The sequence below is a fragment of the Sphingobium cupriresistens genome, assembly GCF_004152865.1.
Taxonomy (GTDB): Bacteria; Pseudomonadota; Alphaproteobacteria; order Sphingomonadales; family Sphingomonadaceae; genus Sphingobium; species Sphingobium cupriresistens.
The window spans coordinates 57,860-75,408 of record NZ_SEOO01000004.1 but is presented as its reverse complement, the minus strand read 5'-3'; the positions used below and the strand labels follow the sequence as shown (position 1 = coordinate 75,408).

Below are 17,549 nucleotides of genomic sequence, written 5' to 3'. Positions count from 1 at the left end.
TCAGATTAATTCGACGGCCATCGCCGTGGCTTCACCACCGCCAATGCACAGGCTGGCCACACCACGCTTCAGGCCGCGCGTCTCCAGCGCGGCAATCAAAGTCGCCAGAATGCGCGCGCCCGATGCGCCGATCGGATGACCGAGCGCGGTCGCGCCGCCATTGACGTTGATACGGTCGGCCGGGATGCCCAGTTCCTTCGCGGCGATCATGGCGACCACGGCAAAGGCTTCGTTGACTTCGAAAAGATCGACATCGGCGACCGACCAGCCGGCTTTCTCCAGCACCTTGCGCATGGCAGGCACCGGCGCGGTGGTGAATTTGGACGGCTCATGCGCATGACCGGCGGTGGCGACGACCTTGGCCACAGTCTTGAGGCCAAGCTTCGCCGCCACGCTGGCGCGGGTCATGACCAGCGCCGCCGCGCCGTCCGATATGGAGGAGGCATTGGCGGCGGTGATCGTGCCGTCCTTGACAAAAGCGGGCTTGAGCGACGGGATCTTGTCGGGCTTGGCCTTGCCCGGCTGCTCGTCGGTATCGACGATCGTGTCGCCGCCGCGCCCCTTGACCGTGACGGGCGTGATTTCGCGGGCGAAGGCCCCGCTGCCGATCGCGGCATTGGCGCGTTCGAGCGAGCGGACGGCATAGGCGTCCTGATCCGCGCGCGTGAACTGATAGTCGCGCACCGCTTCTTCCGCGAACACGCCCATCGCCTTGCCCGGTTCATAGGCGTCCTCCAGGCCGTCCATCATCATCGTGTCGACGATGCGGTCATGGCCGATCCGCGCGCCAGAGCGATGCTTGGGCAAGGCGTAGGGCGCATTGCTCATGCTTTCCATACCGCCTGCGATCACGATGTCCGCCGCGCCGCTGGCCAGCGCCTCATGCGCCATGATCGCGGCCTGCATCCCCGAACCGCACATCTTGTTGACCGTGGTCGCTTCGGTATTGAGGCCAAGGCCAGCCGCCAGCGCCGCCTGTCGCGCAGGCGCTTGCCCCAGACCAGCGGGCAGGACACAGCCCATATAGATGCGATCGACCGCATCGGCCGCCACGCCCGCGCGCGCCACCGCGGCCCTGACCGCCGCTGCGCCCAGATCGGTGGTCTTGACCGCCGACAATGCGCCCTGGAACCCGCCCATCGGCGTGCGGGCATAGCTGGCGATGACAATGGGATCGTTCTGCATCTTATGACTCCTGCTTAAAGGCTGCGCGCGATGACCATGCGCTGGATGTCCGACGTGCCTTCGTAAATCTGGCAGACGCGGACATCGCGGTATATTTTGGCGACGCCATATTCCTCCAGATAGCCATAGCCGCCCAGCGTCTGGAGCGCGCCGGACACGATCGCTTCGGCCGCTTCGGACGCGAACAGCTTGGCCATGGACGCTTCGGCGAGGCAGGGCAGGCCCGCATCCTTGGTCCGTGCGGCGTGCAGGACGAGTTGCCGCGCCGCTTCCAGCCGGGTGGCGAGGTCGGCGAGGCGGAAGCCCACCGCCTGATGCTCCATAATGGCTTTCCCGAAGCTCTTGCGATCCTTGGCATAGGCGACCGCAATGTCGAGCGCGGCCTGCGCCATGCCGACACATTGGGCGGCGATGCCGATGCGGCCGGTTTCCAGATTAGCCAGTGCGATGCGATAGCCCTGTCCAGGTTGGCCGATCAGCAGGTCATGCTCCACGAACATGTCGTCAAAGCGCAAGGCGCAGGTGTCCGAAGCCCCCTGCCCCATTTTATGCTCGACCTTGTCCACGCCATAGCCGGGCCGGTCGGTCGGCACGAGGAAGACCGACAGGCCCTTCTTGCCGGCGTCGGGATCGGTCACCGCGACGATCATGACCAGGCCGGCGATCTTGCCCGATGTGATGAACTGTTTGGCCCCCGTGATGCGCCAGCCGCCGTCCACCTTGGTCGCGCGGGTGCGCACCGCCGAGGCGTCGGACCCTGCATCGGCTTCGGTCAGCGCAAAGGCGCCGATCATGCGCCCGCCGATCAGGTCCGGCAGGAAGCGCGCTTTCTGCGCATCGCTGCCGTCCTTGAGCAGGCCGGACACAAGGATCGAATTCTGGATCGAAACGATGGTGGAGAGCGCCCCGTCGGCCGCCGCGATCTCCATCAGCGCCAGCGCATAGGAAACGGCGTCCGTTTCCGCGCCGCCAAAGGCTTCGGGCGCGGTCATGCCCCACAGGCCCAGGCCCGCCATCTCGCGGAACAGTTCGGGCGGATAGCCGCCTTCCGATTCGAAGCGAGCACTGTGCGGGCGGATCGTCTCCTGCGCGAAATCGCGCACCGTATCGCGGATGGCAGCCTGAATCTCGGTCAGCATAAACTCACTCGTATTTTCTATACTCATGGGTATATTGATTGTCCGAGCGTTTGTTGTCAATGCTTCGAACGCCCAAGGAGACAATGTTGCCCAAGCCCGCCGTTCCCGCCGCCGTGCCTTCCCCCTTCCGCAGCAAGGCGGAACGCGAGCATGACCGGGCGGAAAAGCGCGAAGCCGTGCTGCTGGCGGCGGTGCGAATGTTCAACGCACGCGGCTATCATGCCGCCTCGCTGGACGATGTCGCGGCCAGCCTGGGCGTCAGCAAGCCGACCATCTATCATTATCTGGGCAATAAGGAGCAGGTGCTGGTCGAATGCGTCAATCGCGGCCTGTCGATGCTGCGGGAGGCCGCGGATACGGCGGCCGGCGCGCCGGGCAGCGGCCATGACCGGCTGCGCGCCTTCCTGCTGCGTTATGCCTGCATCAACATGGACGATTTCGGCCGTTGCGTGATCCGCACCAATGAGGAGGTGTTGTCGATGGACAGCGCCATCCGCTTTCGCGCGCGCAAGCGGGAGATTGACGATGCGGTGCGGGGGCTGATCGCGGAGGGAGTCGCCGACGGATCGATCGCGCCGGTCGATGTCCGCTTTGCCTCCTTCGCGCTGGCGGGTGCGCTCAACTGGCCGGCGCGCTGGCATGATCCTGATGGGCCGCTCAGCCCGGAAGAGGTCGCGGAGAAGCTGGTCGATATCGCGCTGGGTGGCCTCACCCCGCGCCGCTGAGGATCAGATGTCGGGCAATGCCTGCGCAGCGAAGCCCCAGCCCTTGAGACTGGCGGCGCGTTCGACCAGCGTTTCCGCATCGCCGATCGAAAAGGGATGCGCGTCCTTCATGCCGTCCAGCTCATCCCAGTCGATCGGGATCGCCACCGGCGCGCCAGCGCGGGCGCGGGCCGAATAGGGCAGCACGGCGGTGCTGCCGCGCTGGTTACGCAGCCAGTCGATGAAGATCCTGTCCTTGCGCTTGGCCTTGCTCATGGTCGCGACGAAACGCTCAGGCTCGGCCGCACTCAGCGCCTGGGCGAAGCGAGACGCGAAATCCTTGTGCGTCTCCCAATCATGGCCCGGCGTCAGCGGCACCACGACATGCACGCCCTTGCCCCCCGACAACATGGCGAAGGAGACGAGGCCGATATCGGACAAACGTGCGCGAATGTCCTGCGCCGCGCCTTTCACCCGGTCGAAATCCATGCCTTCGTCGGGATCGAGGTCAAAGATCATCCGGTCGGGCCGTTCCACCGCGTCGGTGCGGCTGGCCCAACCGTGGAACTCGATCGTGCCCATCTGGACGCAGGCGAGCAGCCCTTCGGCATCCTCGACATAGATATAATCCTCGCTGCCGCCGTCCTTCTCGCGGATCGGAACCTGCCGCACGGCCTTGCCGAAGGCGCCGCTGTCATGTTTCTGGAAGAAGCATTTTTTCGCCCGCCCCTGCGGACAGCGGACCAGGCTGATCGGCCGGCGCGCGGCGAAGGGCAGCATCAGGGGGGCGATAGCCACATAATAATCCGCCAGTTCGCCTTTGGTCTGGTCGCTTTCGGGGAAGATGACGCGATCGCGATTGGTGATGCTGACGACCGGCGTCGCTTTGGGCGCGGCGGCGGGCTTTTCCGGCCTGACCGTTTTTGCCGGCTTGTCGGTGCGCAGGCCGAGGAAACTGGCATGGCGCACCCGGCCGTCGGCGGTAAATTCGGCGAAGGCGATTTCGGCAACCAGCCTGGGTTTCAGCCAGGTCGCGCCGCGCGCTTCGGTCCGCGGCACATCGACCGGCGCCTTGTCCGTTTCCAGCGGGGTCATCGCCTTGTCGACCGTGGCCATCAGGTCTGCGTCGAAGCCGGTGCCGACCTTGCCCTTATAGATCAGCGCCTTGCCCTCATGCTGGGCAAGCAGCAGCGAGGCGAAGGGGCGGCCCCGCGCGCTACTGGCGCTGCGGCCGATGATGATAAACTCCTGTCGGCGAGTGCATTTCACCTTCACCCAGTTACGCGTGCGGTCGCCGCGATAGGGTGCGTCGATGCGCTTGGAGATGATCCCTTCCTGTCCGGCGTCACAGAGGGAGCGATATAAGGCTTCTCCCGCGCCGATCACATGGTCGGCAGCCTGGACGGGTGGCTTCGCCGCTTTCAACACGGCTTCCAGCCGTTCCTTCCGCTCGATCTGCGGCAGCGCCTTCATGTCCTGCCCCTCCAGCGCAAGCAGGTCGAAGGCGAAGAAATGGAAGGGCGTATCGTCCCGCTGCGCGCCATGGCCGCGCTTGAGCACTGACTGGAGCGCGGAAAAGCTGGGATTGCCATCCGCGCCGAAGGCAACGATCTCCCCGTCGATCAGCGCGGACGGCAGGTCCAGCGCGGCGATTGCGCGGACGAGCAGCTGGAACTTGTCGGTCCAATCGAGGCCGCTGCGAGTGAAGATGCGCACCCGTTCCCCCGCCACCGCGGCGAGCGCGCGATAGCCGTCGAACTTGATCTCATGCAGCCAGTCATTGCCCACCGGCACATCGTTCACCAGCGTCGCGAGTTGGGGCTTGGCGAAGGCGGGCGGCTTGCCTGCGGCCTTGCGCGGCTTGGCCGCGACCTTCTCATTATGATCCCGCGCCGCCTGCATCTTGCCGGCGAAGGCCTTGCCCTTGACCCCGGCTAGCGACTGGGCGCCCGCCTTGTCGGCGGCGATCTGCGCCATCGCACGTCCGGTCAGCACGCTGGTCAGCGCCCGTTCGACCAACTGGTCGCCCTCGCCGGCGTCGGCATCCTCGATCTTGCGCAACAGCCAGTTTTCGCGCTTTTCCTTTGGACGCCCTTTCATGCGGACAAGCAGCCATTCACCCTTCATCCGTTCGCCATCCAGGGTGAAGTGCAAATGGCCCTTTTCCAGATCCTTGGCGCTCTTGCCTGCCACCGGCCGCCAGGTTCCGCGGTCCCATAGCATTACCGTGCCGCCGCCATATTCGCCTTCGGGTATCAATCCCTCGAAATCGCCGTAGCTTAGCGGGTGATCCTCGGTCCGCACCGCTAGGCGCTTGTCCGCCGGGTCGATGCTCGGCCCCTTGGTCACGGCCCAGCTTTTGAGCACCCCGTCAATCTCCAGCCGGAAATCCCAGTGTAACCGCGTCGCATCATGTTTCTGCACGACGAAGCTGTTCCCGCCCGCCTTGGCGACTTCGCCCTTCGGCTCGCGGGTGCGGGCGAAGTCGCGCTTGGCATTATAGGCGGCGAGCGGATTGCGGGCCATGGGTCAGGCGCTTTTGCGCTTCGCTGGCGTGCGGGGCTTGGCAGCAGTCGCCTTGACCGGCGCTTTTTTCGTCGGCGACGCCTTGCCGCCATCGCCGACCGATTTCTTGAGCGCGGCCATCAGATCGATGACGTTGCCGCCCTTGGCGCTGGCCGGCTCCTCGACATCCTCGATGATCCGCTTGCCCCTGGCCTTCTTCTTTTTCTCGATCAGCCGCTGGAGCGCGTCGACATAGCGATCGTGAAATTCCTCCGGCTTGAACGGAGCGGTCTTCTTTTCGATGATGGTGGTGGCCAGGTCGAGCAGATCGGCGTCGGCCTTGTCGTCGGGCAGGTTGCGGAAATAGGTCTGGGCGCGCGTCACCTCATCGGCATAGCGCAGCACTTCGAGCACCAGCCCGCGACCGCAGGGCTTCAACGACACCAGCTGTTCGCGCCCGCGCACCGACAATTGGCCTAGCCCCACCTTCTTCGTCTGACGCAACGCATCGCGCAGCACGGCATAGGCTTCTTCCGCCAGATCGTCCGCCGGCACCACGAAATAGGGCTTTTCATAGTAGAGGACGTCGATGGCATCGGCCTCGACGAACTGGACCAGTTCCAGCGTCTTGCGGCTTTCGATCTTCACCGCTTCGATCTCTTCCTCTTCCAGCAGCACATAATTGCCCTTGGAAATTTCGAACCCCTTGAGGATTTCGTCCCGATCCACCGGGCCGACACCCTGCACGATCTTTTCATAGCTGATCGGCTTGCCGGTCGGCTCATGGATCTGGCGAAAGCTGATCGCCGCGCCGGACCGGGTGGCCGGGTATATCTCCACCGGAATCGATACCAGGGCGAGCCTGATCTGACCCTGCCAATATGCGCGTGCCGCCATGATCTCACCTCCGTTCGCATCAGCGCCCGGCCAAGGCGGAAGTTCCTTGCGGCCATGGCGCGTCATCAGACTGCCTTCGACCGATATTATCGATCAGACAAAGCGAGATTCCCGGTTTTGTCCCGATAGGCTATGCTCCTACAAAATAGTGCAGCGATTTGAAGCAGGAGAGAAGACATGGATGCCAAGACCTCTGACCCGCTGGGCTGCCCGATGAAGGAGCCCGCGGCGCGGCGCACCTTGCTCGGCCGCACCAATCGCGACTGGTGGCCCAACCAGCTGTCGCTCGAAATCCTCCAGCAGAACGGCCTGTCGGGCGATCCGCTCGGCCATGATTTCGATTATGCCGCGGCGTTCCAGTCGCTCGACTATGATGCGGTCAAGGCGGACCTGACCGCCCTGATGACCGACAGCCAGCCTTGGTGGCCGGCCGATTATGGCCATTATGGCCCCTTCTTCATCCGCATGGCGTGGCACAGCGCGGGCACCTATCGCACCGGCGACGGGCGCGGCGGCGCGTCCTCCGGGTCGCAGCGTTTCGCCCCGCTCAATAGCTGGCCGGACAATGGCAATCTGGACAAGGCGCGCCGGCTGCTGTGGCCGATCAAGCAGAAATATGGCCAGAAGCTGAGCTGGGCCGACCTGATGATCCTGGCCGGCAATGTCGCGATCGAGTCGATGGGCGGACCCGTCTTCGGCTTTGGCGGCGGTCGCGCTGACGTGTTCGAGCCGGAAAAAGACATCTACTGGGGCACGGAAGAAAATTGGGTCGGCGACGAAGCCAATGAAACCCGCATCCAGCCCGACAAGGAGATGGTGCTGGAAAGCCCGCTGGCCGCGATCCAGATGGGCCTGATCTACGTCAATCCCGAAGGGCCGGGTGGCAATCCCGACGCGCTCCAGTCGGGCCGCGACATTCGCGAAACCTTTGCGCGGATGGGCATGAACGATGAAGAAACTGCGGCGCTGACCGCCGGTGGCCATACGTTCGGCAAGGCGCATGGCGCAGGCGATGCTTCGCTGGTCGGCGCGGAGCCAGAAGGCGCGGACATCGCGCAGCAGGGGCTGGGCTGGCAGAGTGGCCATGAAAGCGGCATGGGCGACCATACCATCACCAGCGGGATCGAAGGGGCGTGGACCCCGACCCCGATCACCTGGGACATGAGCTATTTCGACATGCTGCTGGACCATGATTATGAACTGGTGCGCAGCCCGGCAGGCGCCAAGCAATGGCAGCCGGTCGGCAATCCGGAAGAGACGCTGGCGCCCAAGGCGCATACGCCCGGCGTCAAGGTGCCCACGATGATGACCACCGCCGACATGGCGATGAAGATGGACCCGGCCTACCGCGCGGTCATGGAGAAATTCCGGGCGGACCCCGCCTATTTCGCCGATGCCTTCGCACGCGCCTGGTTCAAATTGTGCCATCGCGACATGGGACCGAAGGCCCGCTATCTTGGCCCCGAAGTCCCGGCCGAAGACCTGATCTGGCAGGATCCGATCCCCGCCGCGACCGGACCGGCGCTGGGCGAAGCGGACGTCACGGCGCTCAAGGCAAAGATCGCCGCGTCCGGCCTGTCGGTGCAGGACTTGGTCAAGACCGCCTGGGCGTCCGCCGTCACCTATCGCCGGTCGGACCATCGCGGCGGCGCGAACGGTGCTCGTATCCGCCTGGCCCCGCAAAAGGACTGGGACGTCAACGAACCGGCCGCATTGGCGCGGGTGTTGGCGGTGTATGAAGGCATGGCCAGCGAGAGCGGCGCGTCGGTCGCCGACCTGATCGTGCTGGGCGGCAGCGTGGGTATCGAACAGGCGGCGAAGGCGGCGGGCCATGACCTGACCGTTCCCTTCACGCCGGGTCGTACCGATGCGACCGCCGAGCAGACCGATGCCGACGGCTTCGACGTGCTGGAGCCCAAGGCGGACGGTTTCCGCAACTATCTCCAGACGCGCTATAATGTGCCGACGGAGGAGCTGCTGGTCGACCGGGCGCAACTGCTGGGCCTGTCGGCGCCGGAAATGACCGTGCTGGTCGGCGGGCTGCGGGTTTTGGGCGCCAATCATGGCGGGTCGCAGCATGGCGTTTTGACGACCCGTGTCGGGCAGTTGACCAACGATTATTTCGTCAATCTGCTCGACATGGATACCGCCTGGAAACAGGTGGACGATACGAGCGACGAGACGTTCGTTGGCACCGACCGCGCCAGCAACGCCGAAAAATGGACGGCGACGCGCACCGATCTCGCCTTCGGCGCCAATTCCCAGCTACGCGCCCTGGCGGAAGTCTATGCGTCGTCCGACGCGGGCGGCAAGTTCGTCAAGGACTTCGTGGCGGCCTGGACGAAGGTGATGAACGCCGACCGGTTCGACCTCAAAGCCTGACGGAGACAGCGACCTGGACAGTTGGCAGCGCTTTTACGGCGCTGCCAACTGTCCAGGGAGTCGATGGTTACCGGTAGCGGCCCATCGTCACCTTGATCCACACCGGCTGGTCGATCAGGTTCAGGCCATAATCTGTCTGGTCGCCGTTCCATACGCGATCCGTGACCCAGGCGCCCTCGTCGAAATGCCCCTCTTCCACCTTGACGATCATGCCGCCTGGCGCGCTGCCCTGACTGGCGGCGAAGTTCAGGCGGACATGGTCGCCAGTGAAGAGAAATTCGTTCGCCGACAATTGGGCGACGACCGCGCCGCCCGTCGGTTCGGTCGCCCAGACGGGCAGGTCAGCCTTGGGGAACCATTCCTGCTGGCCGAACTGCCATTGGCCAAAGCTGGCGGTGATGGTCCAGTCACCCATCGTCGTGCTGACGGGCATGCCGTCGTCGGGTTTGGCCGCGCCCCAGACGGGATGATCGAACGCGATCTTCGCCCAGGGGGCCGATGCCATGACCCGATATTTGGCGGCGAAGGCGTTTAACGTCGCATCGTCGAAGCGCTTGGCGCCCAGCGGATAGTTGAAATAGCCGGTGTCATCCATGCCGAACGGCGCGAAACCGATCGCCCCTCGCCCCAGCGCCGCCCAGAAATAGCGGGCATATTCTGCGGCGTTCCCGATTTCCGGTACCATCAGCGCATTGTCGGGCCGGGTGTAGAGATCGAGATGCTTGAAGACGTTGCGGCTGGCGCGGTCGTAGATATCGGGCGCGGCGAAATCGATCGAGGGGGCCGCCGCCTTCCAGATGTCGATGACGTCACCCTGCGGCCCGCCGCTCGACAGCGCTTGCGGATCGGGCTTGCCGAACGGGTCGCCGAGCGCCGCGTTCACATACATCGGCAGCGGCTTGATCGCCTTGCCCGCGCTCGCCAGCGCCTCGACATAGCGGGCGGTGTGCCAGGTGTTGAAGGCGCGATCGGCCGCTTCGCCGAAGACCGTGGCCCAGTTGCCATCGGGCTTTCGCAGCGCCCTGGTCAGCGCCGCCGGCACCGGGCCGTCGAACAGTTTCTGCGCGGCGGGGCTGTAGTCGCGTGGATTTTTATAGCTGCCGACCTCATTTTCCGGCTGGACCAGAATGACCGTATTCTGGGCGTCATGGTCGCGAATATAGGTCATCAGCGCCAGGAAGGCGCGCTTGTCCGCCGCCAGCGTCGCTGCGCCATGGGGCGACAGGACGCCATGGTCCCGCCCGTCCTTCGTCTTCATGCGCGGGAAGCGGCGATTGTCGAGCTTCACCCAATCCGGCGTGTAGGCAAGGCCGGTATTCTTCCATGCGCCGAACCAGAGCAGGACGATGCGCTTGTCATGCTGGCGCGCTTCATCGAGCAACGTCTGGACGAAGCTGAAGTCGAACTTGCCCTCCTGTGGCTCCAATTGCTCCCAGGCGATCGGCGCCTCGACCGTGTTCGCGCCGATCCGGTCGAGCACCGGCCAGGCCTTCGCCAGCGGCGCGGCATAATTGCTGCTGTTATTGACCTGCCCGCCCAAGATCAGGAAGGGCGCGCCGTCCACGATCAGGGCGTGGCGGCCGGCCTTGCTTTCGATATGGGGCGTGTCGCCCTGCGCCAGGGCGGGGGTAGCGAGCAGCAGGGACGCGGCGATCAGGGTCCGGGCGAGCATCATCAAAGGCCTTTCAGGGCTGTTCGTCGAGGGAGAAGATATGGGTCGCCGGCGTCCATTTCGCGTCGGGCGCGGCCCAGGGGAGCGGATGCTGGACAGCGCCCATCTGCGCTTCCCAGGCCTGCACCGCCGGATCGGCGGCGTCAGCCGCCGCCTTGGCCGCCGGATCGTAACCGGGGCCGGTTTCCATCAGCATGACCAGCCGGTTGCCGCTGCGGTAGATGTCCATCGCCATGATGTCGGCGGCGCGGATGCTGGCGCCGATAGCGGGCGGCAAGGCGCCGGATGCGTGCCAGGCCTCATAGTGGGCGATGGCCGCCGCATCGTCGGCCAGATCGATCAGCAGGACATGCCGCATCAGTTGACCCAACCGCCGTCGATCACATGGACCGCGCCGGTGGTGAAGGACGCTTCGTCGCTGGCGAGGTACAGCATCAGCGCCGCGATCTCCTCCGCCCGGCCGAGCCGGCCCATTGGCTGGCGCGCCGCGAACGCCACCTGCGCCGCAACATAATCGCCAGTATCGTGGAGGCGCTGTTGCAGCGAGGGCGTGTCGATCGTGCCGGGGCAGATGCAGTTGCAGCGCACGCCCTGCCCCACAAAATCGGCCGCCACGGCCTTCGTCAGGCCGATCACGCCCGCCTTGCTGGCGCCATAGGCGAAGCGGTTGGGGATGCCCTTCACCGAACTGGCGATGGAGGACATGTTGACGATCGATCCCCCGCCCCTGTCCACCATGCCGGGCAGGAAGGCGCGGATCGTGTGATACATGGCGGTCATGTTGAGCGAGAGGGCGAAATCCCAATCTTCCTGGCTACATTCGAGGATGGTCCCGGCATGGACCACGCCCGCAATATTGGCGAGGATGTCGACCGCGCCGACCTCCGCCGCCAGCGCCCGCACCGCAGCCCCGTCGGTTGCGTCAAGCGTGCGCAGGTCGCAGCCCTCCAGCCCGTCGAGCGCGCCGCGGTCCCGATCGGTCGCGATGACGCGCGCGCCTTCCGCCACGAAGCGCTGCGCCGTGGCCCGGCCGATGCCCCGTGCAGCCGCTGTGATGAGGGCAACCTTGCCGTCAAGCCGCCCGCTCATGCGCGCCCCCCCAGTCCGGTCTTCGTCGGCAGACAGTCTGGGCCGATGGGGTCGAAAGCCTTGTAGGTCAAAATAAACTCCTGATGGCCCAATTGTTCGGAGATGCTTCGTTCGCCCGCGGCGATGGCCAACACCTTGTCGTAGATTTCCGTGCCGACCTGTTCCAGCGTCGCCGCACCTTCCAATATCCGGCCCGCATTGATGTCCATGTCGGCGGCGAGGCGGCGGCCAGTGTCGGGATTCGCGCAGATTTTGATGACCGGCGAAATGGCCGACCCGACCACCGATCCACGGCCGGTGGTGAAGAGGGTGAGATGCGCGCCGCAGGCGATCAACTCCACGATCTCCGCATTGTCGGAGATATTGGGAAAGCCGAAGCGCGGTTCGCCATCGGGCACGACGTCGAGCAGATAGAGGCCGCCCGTCGGGGGAATATCGCCCGGCTTCAATATGCCGTCGATGGTGGAGGCGCCGGACTTGCTATAGGCGCCCATCGACTTTTCTTCCTGCGTCGTCAGGCCGCCTTCGGCATTGCCGGGCGCGAAGCTGCCGAAGCCCATGATGGCGTAATAGCGTTCCGCCTTTTGCACGCATTGCTCGATCGCGACGGCGAGTTCCGGCGTGCGAGCGCGGTCGGCCATGATCGCTTCACAGCCGACCAGTTCGCCCGTTTCCTCGAATAAGCAGGCGGCACCGTCCGCGACCAGCCGGTCGAAGGCGCGACCGACCGCCGGATTGGCGGTGATGCCGCTGGTCCCGTCCGACCCGCCGCAGATGGTGCCGACGATCAGTTCTTCCACGCCCATCGGCCCGCGCGGAACCCCGGCGATGGCGGCGCGCACCCGCGCGACGGCTTCGGCGCCCGCCGCGATCGTCGCGGCCGTGCCGCCCGTTTCCTGGATCACCAGCAGTTCGGCCGGCCGGCCGCTCGCCCGCGCCACCGCCAGCAGCCGTTCGCGGTTGAAACTTTCGCACCCCAGCGACACGATCACCAGGCCCCCGACATTGGGATGGGTTGCGATCGCCTCCATCACCTTGGCGGCATAGGCGTTGGGAAAGCAGCCGGGAAAGCCGATCAACTGCACATCGGGATCGTCGGCCTTGTCGACGATCCGCCGCGCGACATGATGCGCGCATTCGACCAGATAGGCGACCGCGACGACATTACGGATGCCCTTGCGCCCATCCTGCCGGAGCCAGGCCCGGATCATGCCCCCTCCTCCAGCGCGGTGCGCGTGTGGCTGCTGATATAGTCGCTTTTCATATTATGCATGTGGACCCAGTCGCCAGTGGCGGCATCGGCGGTCATCGACCCGATCGGCGCGCCATATTTGATGACCTTGTCGCCGGCGCGCATCGGCGCGCGGGCGATCTTGTGGCCGATGGATACGCCCTCGCGCGCGGGGATCGTGCCGCCCGACGCAGGGAGAATGTCGCCCGCTTCGATCGGACGGACGCAGATCAGGACATTGTCGTGGGGGTGCAGCAGGATCAGGCGCGCATCATCCTGCAACATGGAGGGGTCTTTCAGCGAGGCGTCGAGCGCGGGCCAAAGCGCGTCTGGCAAGGCCGTCGAGAGGCGGGTCATGGTGTCGGCGACCTGACCCGCGCCGACCAGGCCGGGGATGACGCTGACGACCGCGGGATGACGGAGCGGGAATTGCAGGGCCGTAGCGGGCAGCGAGACATTGAAGCTGACGCAGGCGTCCGACAGGCGCTGCGCCTTGCCGATGATGTCCGCGCTCGGCGCGGCATAATCGAAATGGAGCGGGCCGCTGAGATCGCGCGCCAATATGCCGCTATTATAGGGACCGCCGACGATCACCTGCACGCCCGACGCGGCGCAGCGCGCCAGTAGCCGTTCCGCGCTGCGATCCAGCAGCGTGTAGCGTCCGGCGAGCAGGATCATGTCCAGCGCGACATGGTCGAGCAGTTCGTCACAAATCGCAACTTCATTGACGCCGATGCCGATTGCGCCGACCGCGCCGGCGTCGCGCAGTTCGCACATCGCGCGGTAGCCACCGTCCAGGAAAGCCCGCAGATGGCGGTTATGATCGTCGCCATGGGTCGCCCGCCCCAGATCATGGGCGAGCAGCAGGTCGATGCGGTCGCGCCCCAGCCGCGCGCAGCTGCCATCGAAGGCGCGCAGCACCGCGTCATGACCATAGTCGAACACCGGCTCATAGGAATCGGCATCGACGAAACCGTGGCGTTCGCCCTGCGCATCGGTCGGCGCCAGCAGGCGGCCGACCTTGGTCGACAGCACCGCTTCGCCCACCGGATCGCGCGCCGCCAACATGACGCCCAGCCGCCGTTCGGCCAGGCCGAAGCCATAATGGGGCGCAGTGTCATAATAACGGATGCCCGCATCCCAGGCGGCGTCGAGCGTGGCGCGCGCCTCCGCGTCACTGACGGCGCGATAGAGGTTGCCGATCGGGGCTGTGCCCATGCCTAATGCGGGGATCATGCCACCCCCTCCCGCCACGCGGCGCGGGCATAGAGCGTCACGACCGCGAAGCAGAGCGCGGGCACCAGCATCGCCGCGCGGATCGTGCCGGTCAGGTCGGACAACAGACCCATCGCCATGGTCAGCACCGCGCCGCCGATGATCGCCATGACGATCATCGATGCGCCCGCCTTGGTCAGCGGCCCCAGACCGCGCAACGACAGGACGAAGATGGTCGGGTACATGATGGACATGAAGAAGCTGGTCGCCACCACGGCGGCAAGGCCGACGATGCCGCCCGCGACTGCCACCAGCGACAGGATGATATTGATCCCCGCGAACAACGCCATCAGTCGCGCGCCATCGGACCGCGACAGCAAGGCCGCGCCGATGAAACGCCCGACCATGAACAGCGCCAGCGACAAAGTGAGCAGCCAGGCCGCCTTTTGCGCGCCGATGCCGGGCACGACGCTTTCGGCGTAGCGGATCAGGTAGCTCCAGATGCCGACCTGCGCGCCGACATAGAAAAATTGCGCGGCCACCCCGGCCATATAGCGGGGGCGACGCAGCAGCGCGCCATAGCCCGCCAGCGCCGACCCGCCGCTGCCGTCGGCCTGCGTCGCGGCGCGAGGAAAGCGCGTGAAAGTCAGCACCGCGGCCCAGACCAGCACCACCAGCGCGATGCCGAGATAGGGCAGTTGCACCGCCGCCGCGCCCGCGACCCCCTGTTGCGGCGCATCGGAAAGGATCAGCGTCGCGCCCAGCGCCACGCCCGCGATCGACCCCAGTGGGTTGAACGCCTGCGCCAGGTTCAGCCGCTGCGCCGCCCCCTCCGCCGGTCCCATCGCCGCGACCATTGGATTGGCCGCCGTCTCCAGAAAGGCGAGGCCGCTGGCGATCACGAACAGGGCGACGAGGAAAAAGCCGTAGCTGAGTTGGATAGAGGCTGGCAGGAACAGCAGCGCGCCGCCGCCGAACAGCAGCAGGCCCAGGATCACCGTCGCCTTGTAACCCAGCCGCTCGGCCGCCAGCGCGGCGGGAATGGCGAAGCAGAAATAGCCCAGATAAAAGGCCGACTGGACCAACCCGGACTGGAAATCCGACAGCGAAAAAACGTGCCGGAAATGGGCGATCAGCACATCGTTGAGATTGTTCGCCACCCCCCATAGGAAGAAGAGGCCGGTCGTCAGGACCATCGCCGCACGGCTGCTCCGTTCGATACCGGCTTGCTGGATGTGCATCAGTGCATCCTCTCTCTTCCCAAAGAGGCAGACCAGTCCATTATGGGTCCGGTCTGCCAGGGGAGGGACGGTAGAAACGCCCGCATGGCGCATCAATAGGTGATGCGGGCGGTCAGGCTGATGCGGCGGTCGTTGACGACGACATCGCGCGGACGGCTGTCGATGCCGAAATAGGTCGATCGGCGTGCGTTGGTCAGGTTCACGCCATCGACCGTCAGCGCGAATTGCGGCGTGACATTATAGCTGATCGATGCATCGACCTGACCGAAGGGCTTGTTGAAGATCGGCAGATTGCCGGTTCCGTTACCCGCCGTCGTGACGACATATTTGCTGCGCCAGTTATAGGCGACACGCGCCGACAATCCGCCGAGCTCGTAAATGCCGACAAGGTTATAATTATATTTGGACAGCAGTTCCAGCGGGACGTTGACGACAGGGCCGGTGGTCGCCGGCGACGGCGCCTTGGAGTCCACATAAGTGAAGTTCGCCTGCATACCCAGGCCACTGAGCGGTCCAGGCAGGAAGTCGAAAAACTGTTGATAGGCCAGTTCGAAGCCCTTCACCTTGCCTTTGGCGACATTGTTGAAGGACGTGACCTGATATTCATAGGTGTTGCCGTTGTTGAAGGTGACGTTGCGGGGCGTGACGGCGGTCTGAATATAGTTTTTGATATTCTTGTAGAAGCCGGCCGCCGTCAGCGATCCCGTGCGCGAGAAATACCATTCCAGAGACAGGTCGAGATTGTCCGATTTCATCGGCTTGAGATAGGGGTTGCCGCCGCTGGTCAGGTGCAACTGATCCTGTTGCGCCTGACCGGGTTCGGTAATGTTGAGGCTGGGGTTCAACTGGCCAAAGCTGGGCCGCGCAATATTCTTCGCTGCCGCTAGGCGCAATTGCAGGGCGTCAGCCAGATGGACGCGCAGGTTCAGGCTGGGCAGCACTGACGTATAGCTGCGCGACGCATTGATCGGGTTGAATTCGGCCGGACCGTTGCTTTCGGTGCCGTCGGGATTCTGGATGATCGCGATCTGCTGATAGAAGCCCGACACGTCGAGATTGGTGCGGACCACGCGCACACCGATATTGCCATCGACAGGATCGGTCTTGAAGAAAGCGGTGGCATAGCCGGTATAGGTCTTTTGACGTTGTTCGTTGGTGCCGCTCTGGACATAGGCCGGCGCGCCGGCGATGCCCAGCGTGTCGAGCGTATCCTGATAGTTGCGGATGATGCCGCGGTTGAAGGCGATGATGTCGCCGAACAGGTCGGCGTCGCCGCGGAAGAAATCACTCAAATCGACATTTTCCAACTGGCTGGGAATCCCTGCCAGGCCGGTATAGCGATAGCCGGTGTCGATCGTCCGGTTCTTGCGGTCGGCGAAGCGGATGCCCGCCTTGATCGACGAGAGGACGCCCGCGTCGAAACGATATTCCGCGTCCAGCCTTGCCGTTCTGTCCGACGCCGTCGATTCGTTGAGGTTGTCGAGATAGAAGGCGCTGTTGTAAGTCGCCGGATTGGCGAGGCCAGTGGCCGAACCGATATTCACGACCGGCACCGAACCCGAAATATCCTGGTACAGCGTATCGGCGGTGCCATTAAGGCCGAAGATCGAACGCAGATTCTTCGTCTTGGCGTCCACATATTGGCCATCGGCCGTGACGGTCAGATTGGCGGTAGGCTTCCACTTCAGATTCAGCGAATAGTCGGTCGTCTTCGACCGGCGCGTTTCCGCACTGGTGTTGTTGCCAACGGGCAGGTTGATGAAGGTGCCGCTCTGGAAATCGCCATTGTCGGCATAGGTGAACGGCGCCCCTGGCAGAGGCTGGATCGCGCTGTTCGATGTATAGGCAAAGAAACTATAGTCGTCGTAGCGGAACTTGTAATCCGAACGAAAGACTTCGGCAGTCAATTCCAGCGTGTCGTTGGGGCGCCACTGGACCGATACGTCGGTACCCAGGCGGCGGCGATCGCCATAGACTTCGCCGATGCCGGTGCCGTGGGGCAGCGTGGTCGTCTGACCAGTGCGGCCCAAAGTCGCCAGCACGGCGGCGTCACCGGGGACGGACGGGTCGAGCGTATAGAAGGGCTCAGTCGAAATGGTGTCCTGGCGGAAGGCGGTCTTCTGGAAGGAGACGCTGGCGAGGACGCCGATCTCACCGATGCCCGTGTCCCAACGGTTGCTGAGCAGGAGCGAGGCCGATGGCTTATAACGGTCGACCAGATCGAAATGGCTCTGGGTCAGGGATGCTGCAGCCTTGAAACCGTCAAAGTCGAACGCCTTGCGGGTGGCG

At 64.7% G+C, this 17,549-nt stretch carries 11 protein-coding genes and 2 pseudogenes; 2 read left to right on the top strand and 11 right to left on the bottom strand.

Annotated elements, in window-relative coordinates:
* Entirely contained in the window at positions 1–1,185 is a 1,185-nt protein-coding gene (locus EWH12_RS03835) for an acetyl-CoA C-acyltransferase (RefSeq protein WP_129925774.1), read from the bottom strand.
* A gap of 14 nt (positions 1,186–1,199) precedes the next feature.
* Positions 1,200–2,324, bottom strand: a complete 1,125-nt coding sequence (locus tag EWH12_RS03830) for an acyl-CoA dehydrogenase family protein (RefSeq protein ID WP_066608038.1) — start codon at positions 2,322–2,324, stop codon at positions 1,200–1,202.
* Positions 2,325–2,407: 83 nt separating this feature from the next.
* On the opposite strand from EWH12_RS03830, the gene EWH12_RS03825 reads away from it, so the two are divergent.
* Positions 2,408–3,049: a TetR/AcrR family transcriptional regulator gene (locus EWH12_RS03825; protein WP_129925773.1), complete on the top strand. Its 642-nt coding sequence runs from the start codon at positions 2,408–2,410 to the stop codon at positions 3,047–3,049.
* Between the two features lie 3 nt (positions 3,050–3,052).
* On the opposite strand, the gene ligD is transcribed toward EWH12_RS03825, so the two are convergent.
* Positions 3,053–5,554 (bottom strand): DNA ligase D, encoded by a 2,502-nt coding sequence (gene ligD, locus EWH12_RS03820; protein WP_129925772.1) that lies wholly within the window; start codon positions 5,552–5,554, stop codon positions 3,053–3,055.
* Between the two features lie 3 nt (positions 5,555–5,557).
* Positions 5,558–6,430 (bottom strand): non-homologous end joining protein Ku, encoded by an 873-nt coding sequence (gene ku / locus EWH12_RS03815; protein ID WP_129925771.1) that lies wholly within the window; start codon positions 6,428–6,430, stop codon positions 5,558–5,560.
* A gap of 177 nt (positions 6,431–6,607) precedes the next feature.
* Between ku and katG the strand changes: the two genes are divergently transcribed.
* Positions 6,608–8,812: a catalase/peroxidase HPI gene (katG, locus tag EWH12_RS03810; protein ID WP_129925770.1), complete on the top strand. Its 2,205-nt coding sequence runs from the start codon at positions 6,608–6,610 to the stop codon at positions 8,810–8,812.
* 67 nt (positions 8,813–8,879) lie between these two features.
* On the opposite strand, the gene EWH12_RS03805 is transcribed toward katG, so the two are convergent.
* From EWH12_RS03805 to EWH12_RS03775, 7 genes and pseudogenes are all read right to left on the bottom strand, one after another.
* Positions 8,880–10,487 (bottom strand): DUF5597 domain-containing protein, encoded by a 1,608-nt coding sequence (locus EWH12_RS03805; RefSeq protein ID WP_129925769.1) that lies wholly within the window; start codon positions 10,485–10,487, stop codon positions 8,880–8,882.
* A 10-nt stretch (positions 10,488–10,497) separates the two neighbouring features.
* On the bottom strand, positions 10,498–10,842 hold the full coding sequence (locus EWH12_RS03800) for an L-rhamnose mutarotase (protein WP_129925768.1): 345 nt from the start codon (positions 10,840–10,842) through the stop codon (positions 10,498–10,500).
* On the bottom strand, positions 10,842–11,573 hold the full coding sequence (locus EWH12_RS03795; protein WP_207212353.1) for an SDR family oxidoreductase: 732 nt from the start codon (positions 11,571–11,573) through the stop codon (positions 10,842–10,844). The genes EWH12_RS03800 and EWH12_RS03795 overlap by 1 nt, the downstream gene beginning before the upstream one ends.
* Positions 11,570–12,784 carry a UxaA family hydrolase gene (locus tag EWH12_RS03790; protein ID WP_129925766.1) on the bottom strand — a complete coding sequence of 405 codons (1,215 nt, stop codon included), beginning with the start codon at positions 12,782–12,784 and terminating at the stop codon, positions 11,570–11,572. The genes EWH12_RS03795 and EWH12_RS03790 overlap by 4 nt, the downstream gene beginning before the upstream one ends.
* A 314-nt stretch (positions 12,785–13,098) precedes the next feature.
* Positions 13,099–14,040 (bottom strand): annotated as a pseudogene (locus EWH12_RS03785) (aldo/keto reductase); the annotation flags it as partial.
* Positions 14,037–15,260 carry an L-fucose:H+ symporter permease gene (gene fucP / locus EWH12_RS03780; RefSeq protein ID WP_066608008.1) on the bottom strand — a complete coding sequence of 408 codons (1,224 nt, stop codon included), beginning with the start codon at positions 15,258–15,260 and terminating at the stop codon, positions 14,037–14,039. The gene fucP and the pseudogene EWH12_RS03785, both read right to left, overlap by 4 nt.
* Positions 15,261–15,352: 92 nt before the next feature.
* A pseudogene (locus EWH12_RS03775) lies at positions 15,353–17,545 on the bottom strand (TonB-dependent receptor); the annotation flags it as partial.
* Between the last annotated feature and the right edge of the window lie 4 nt (positions 17,546–17,549).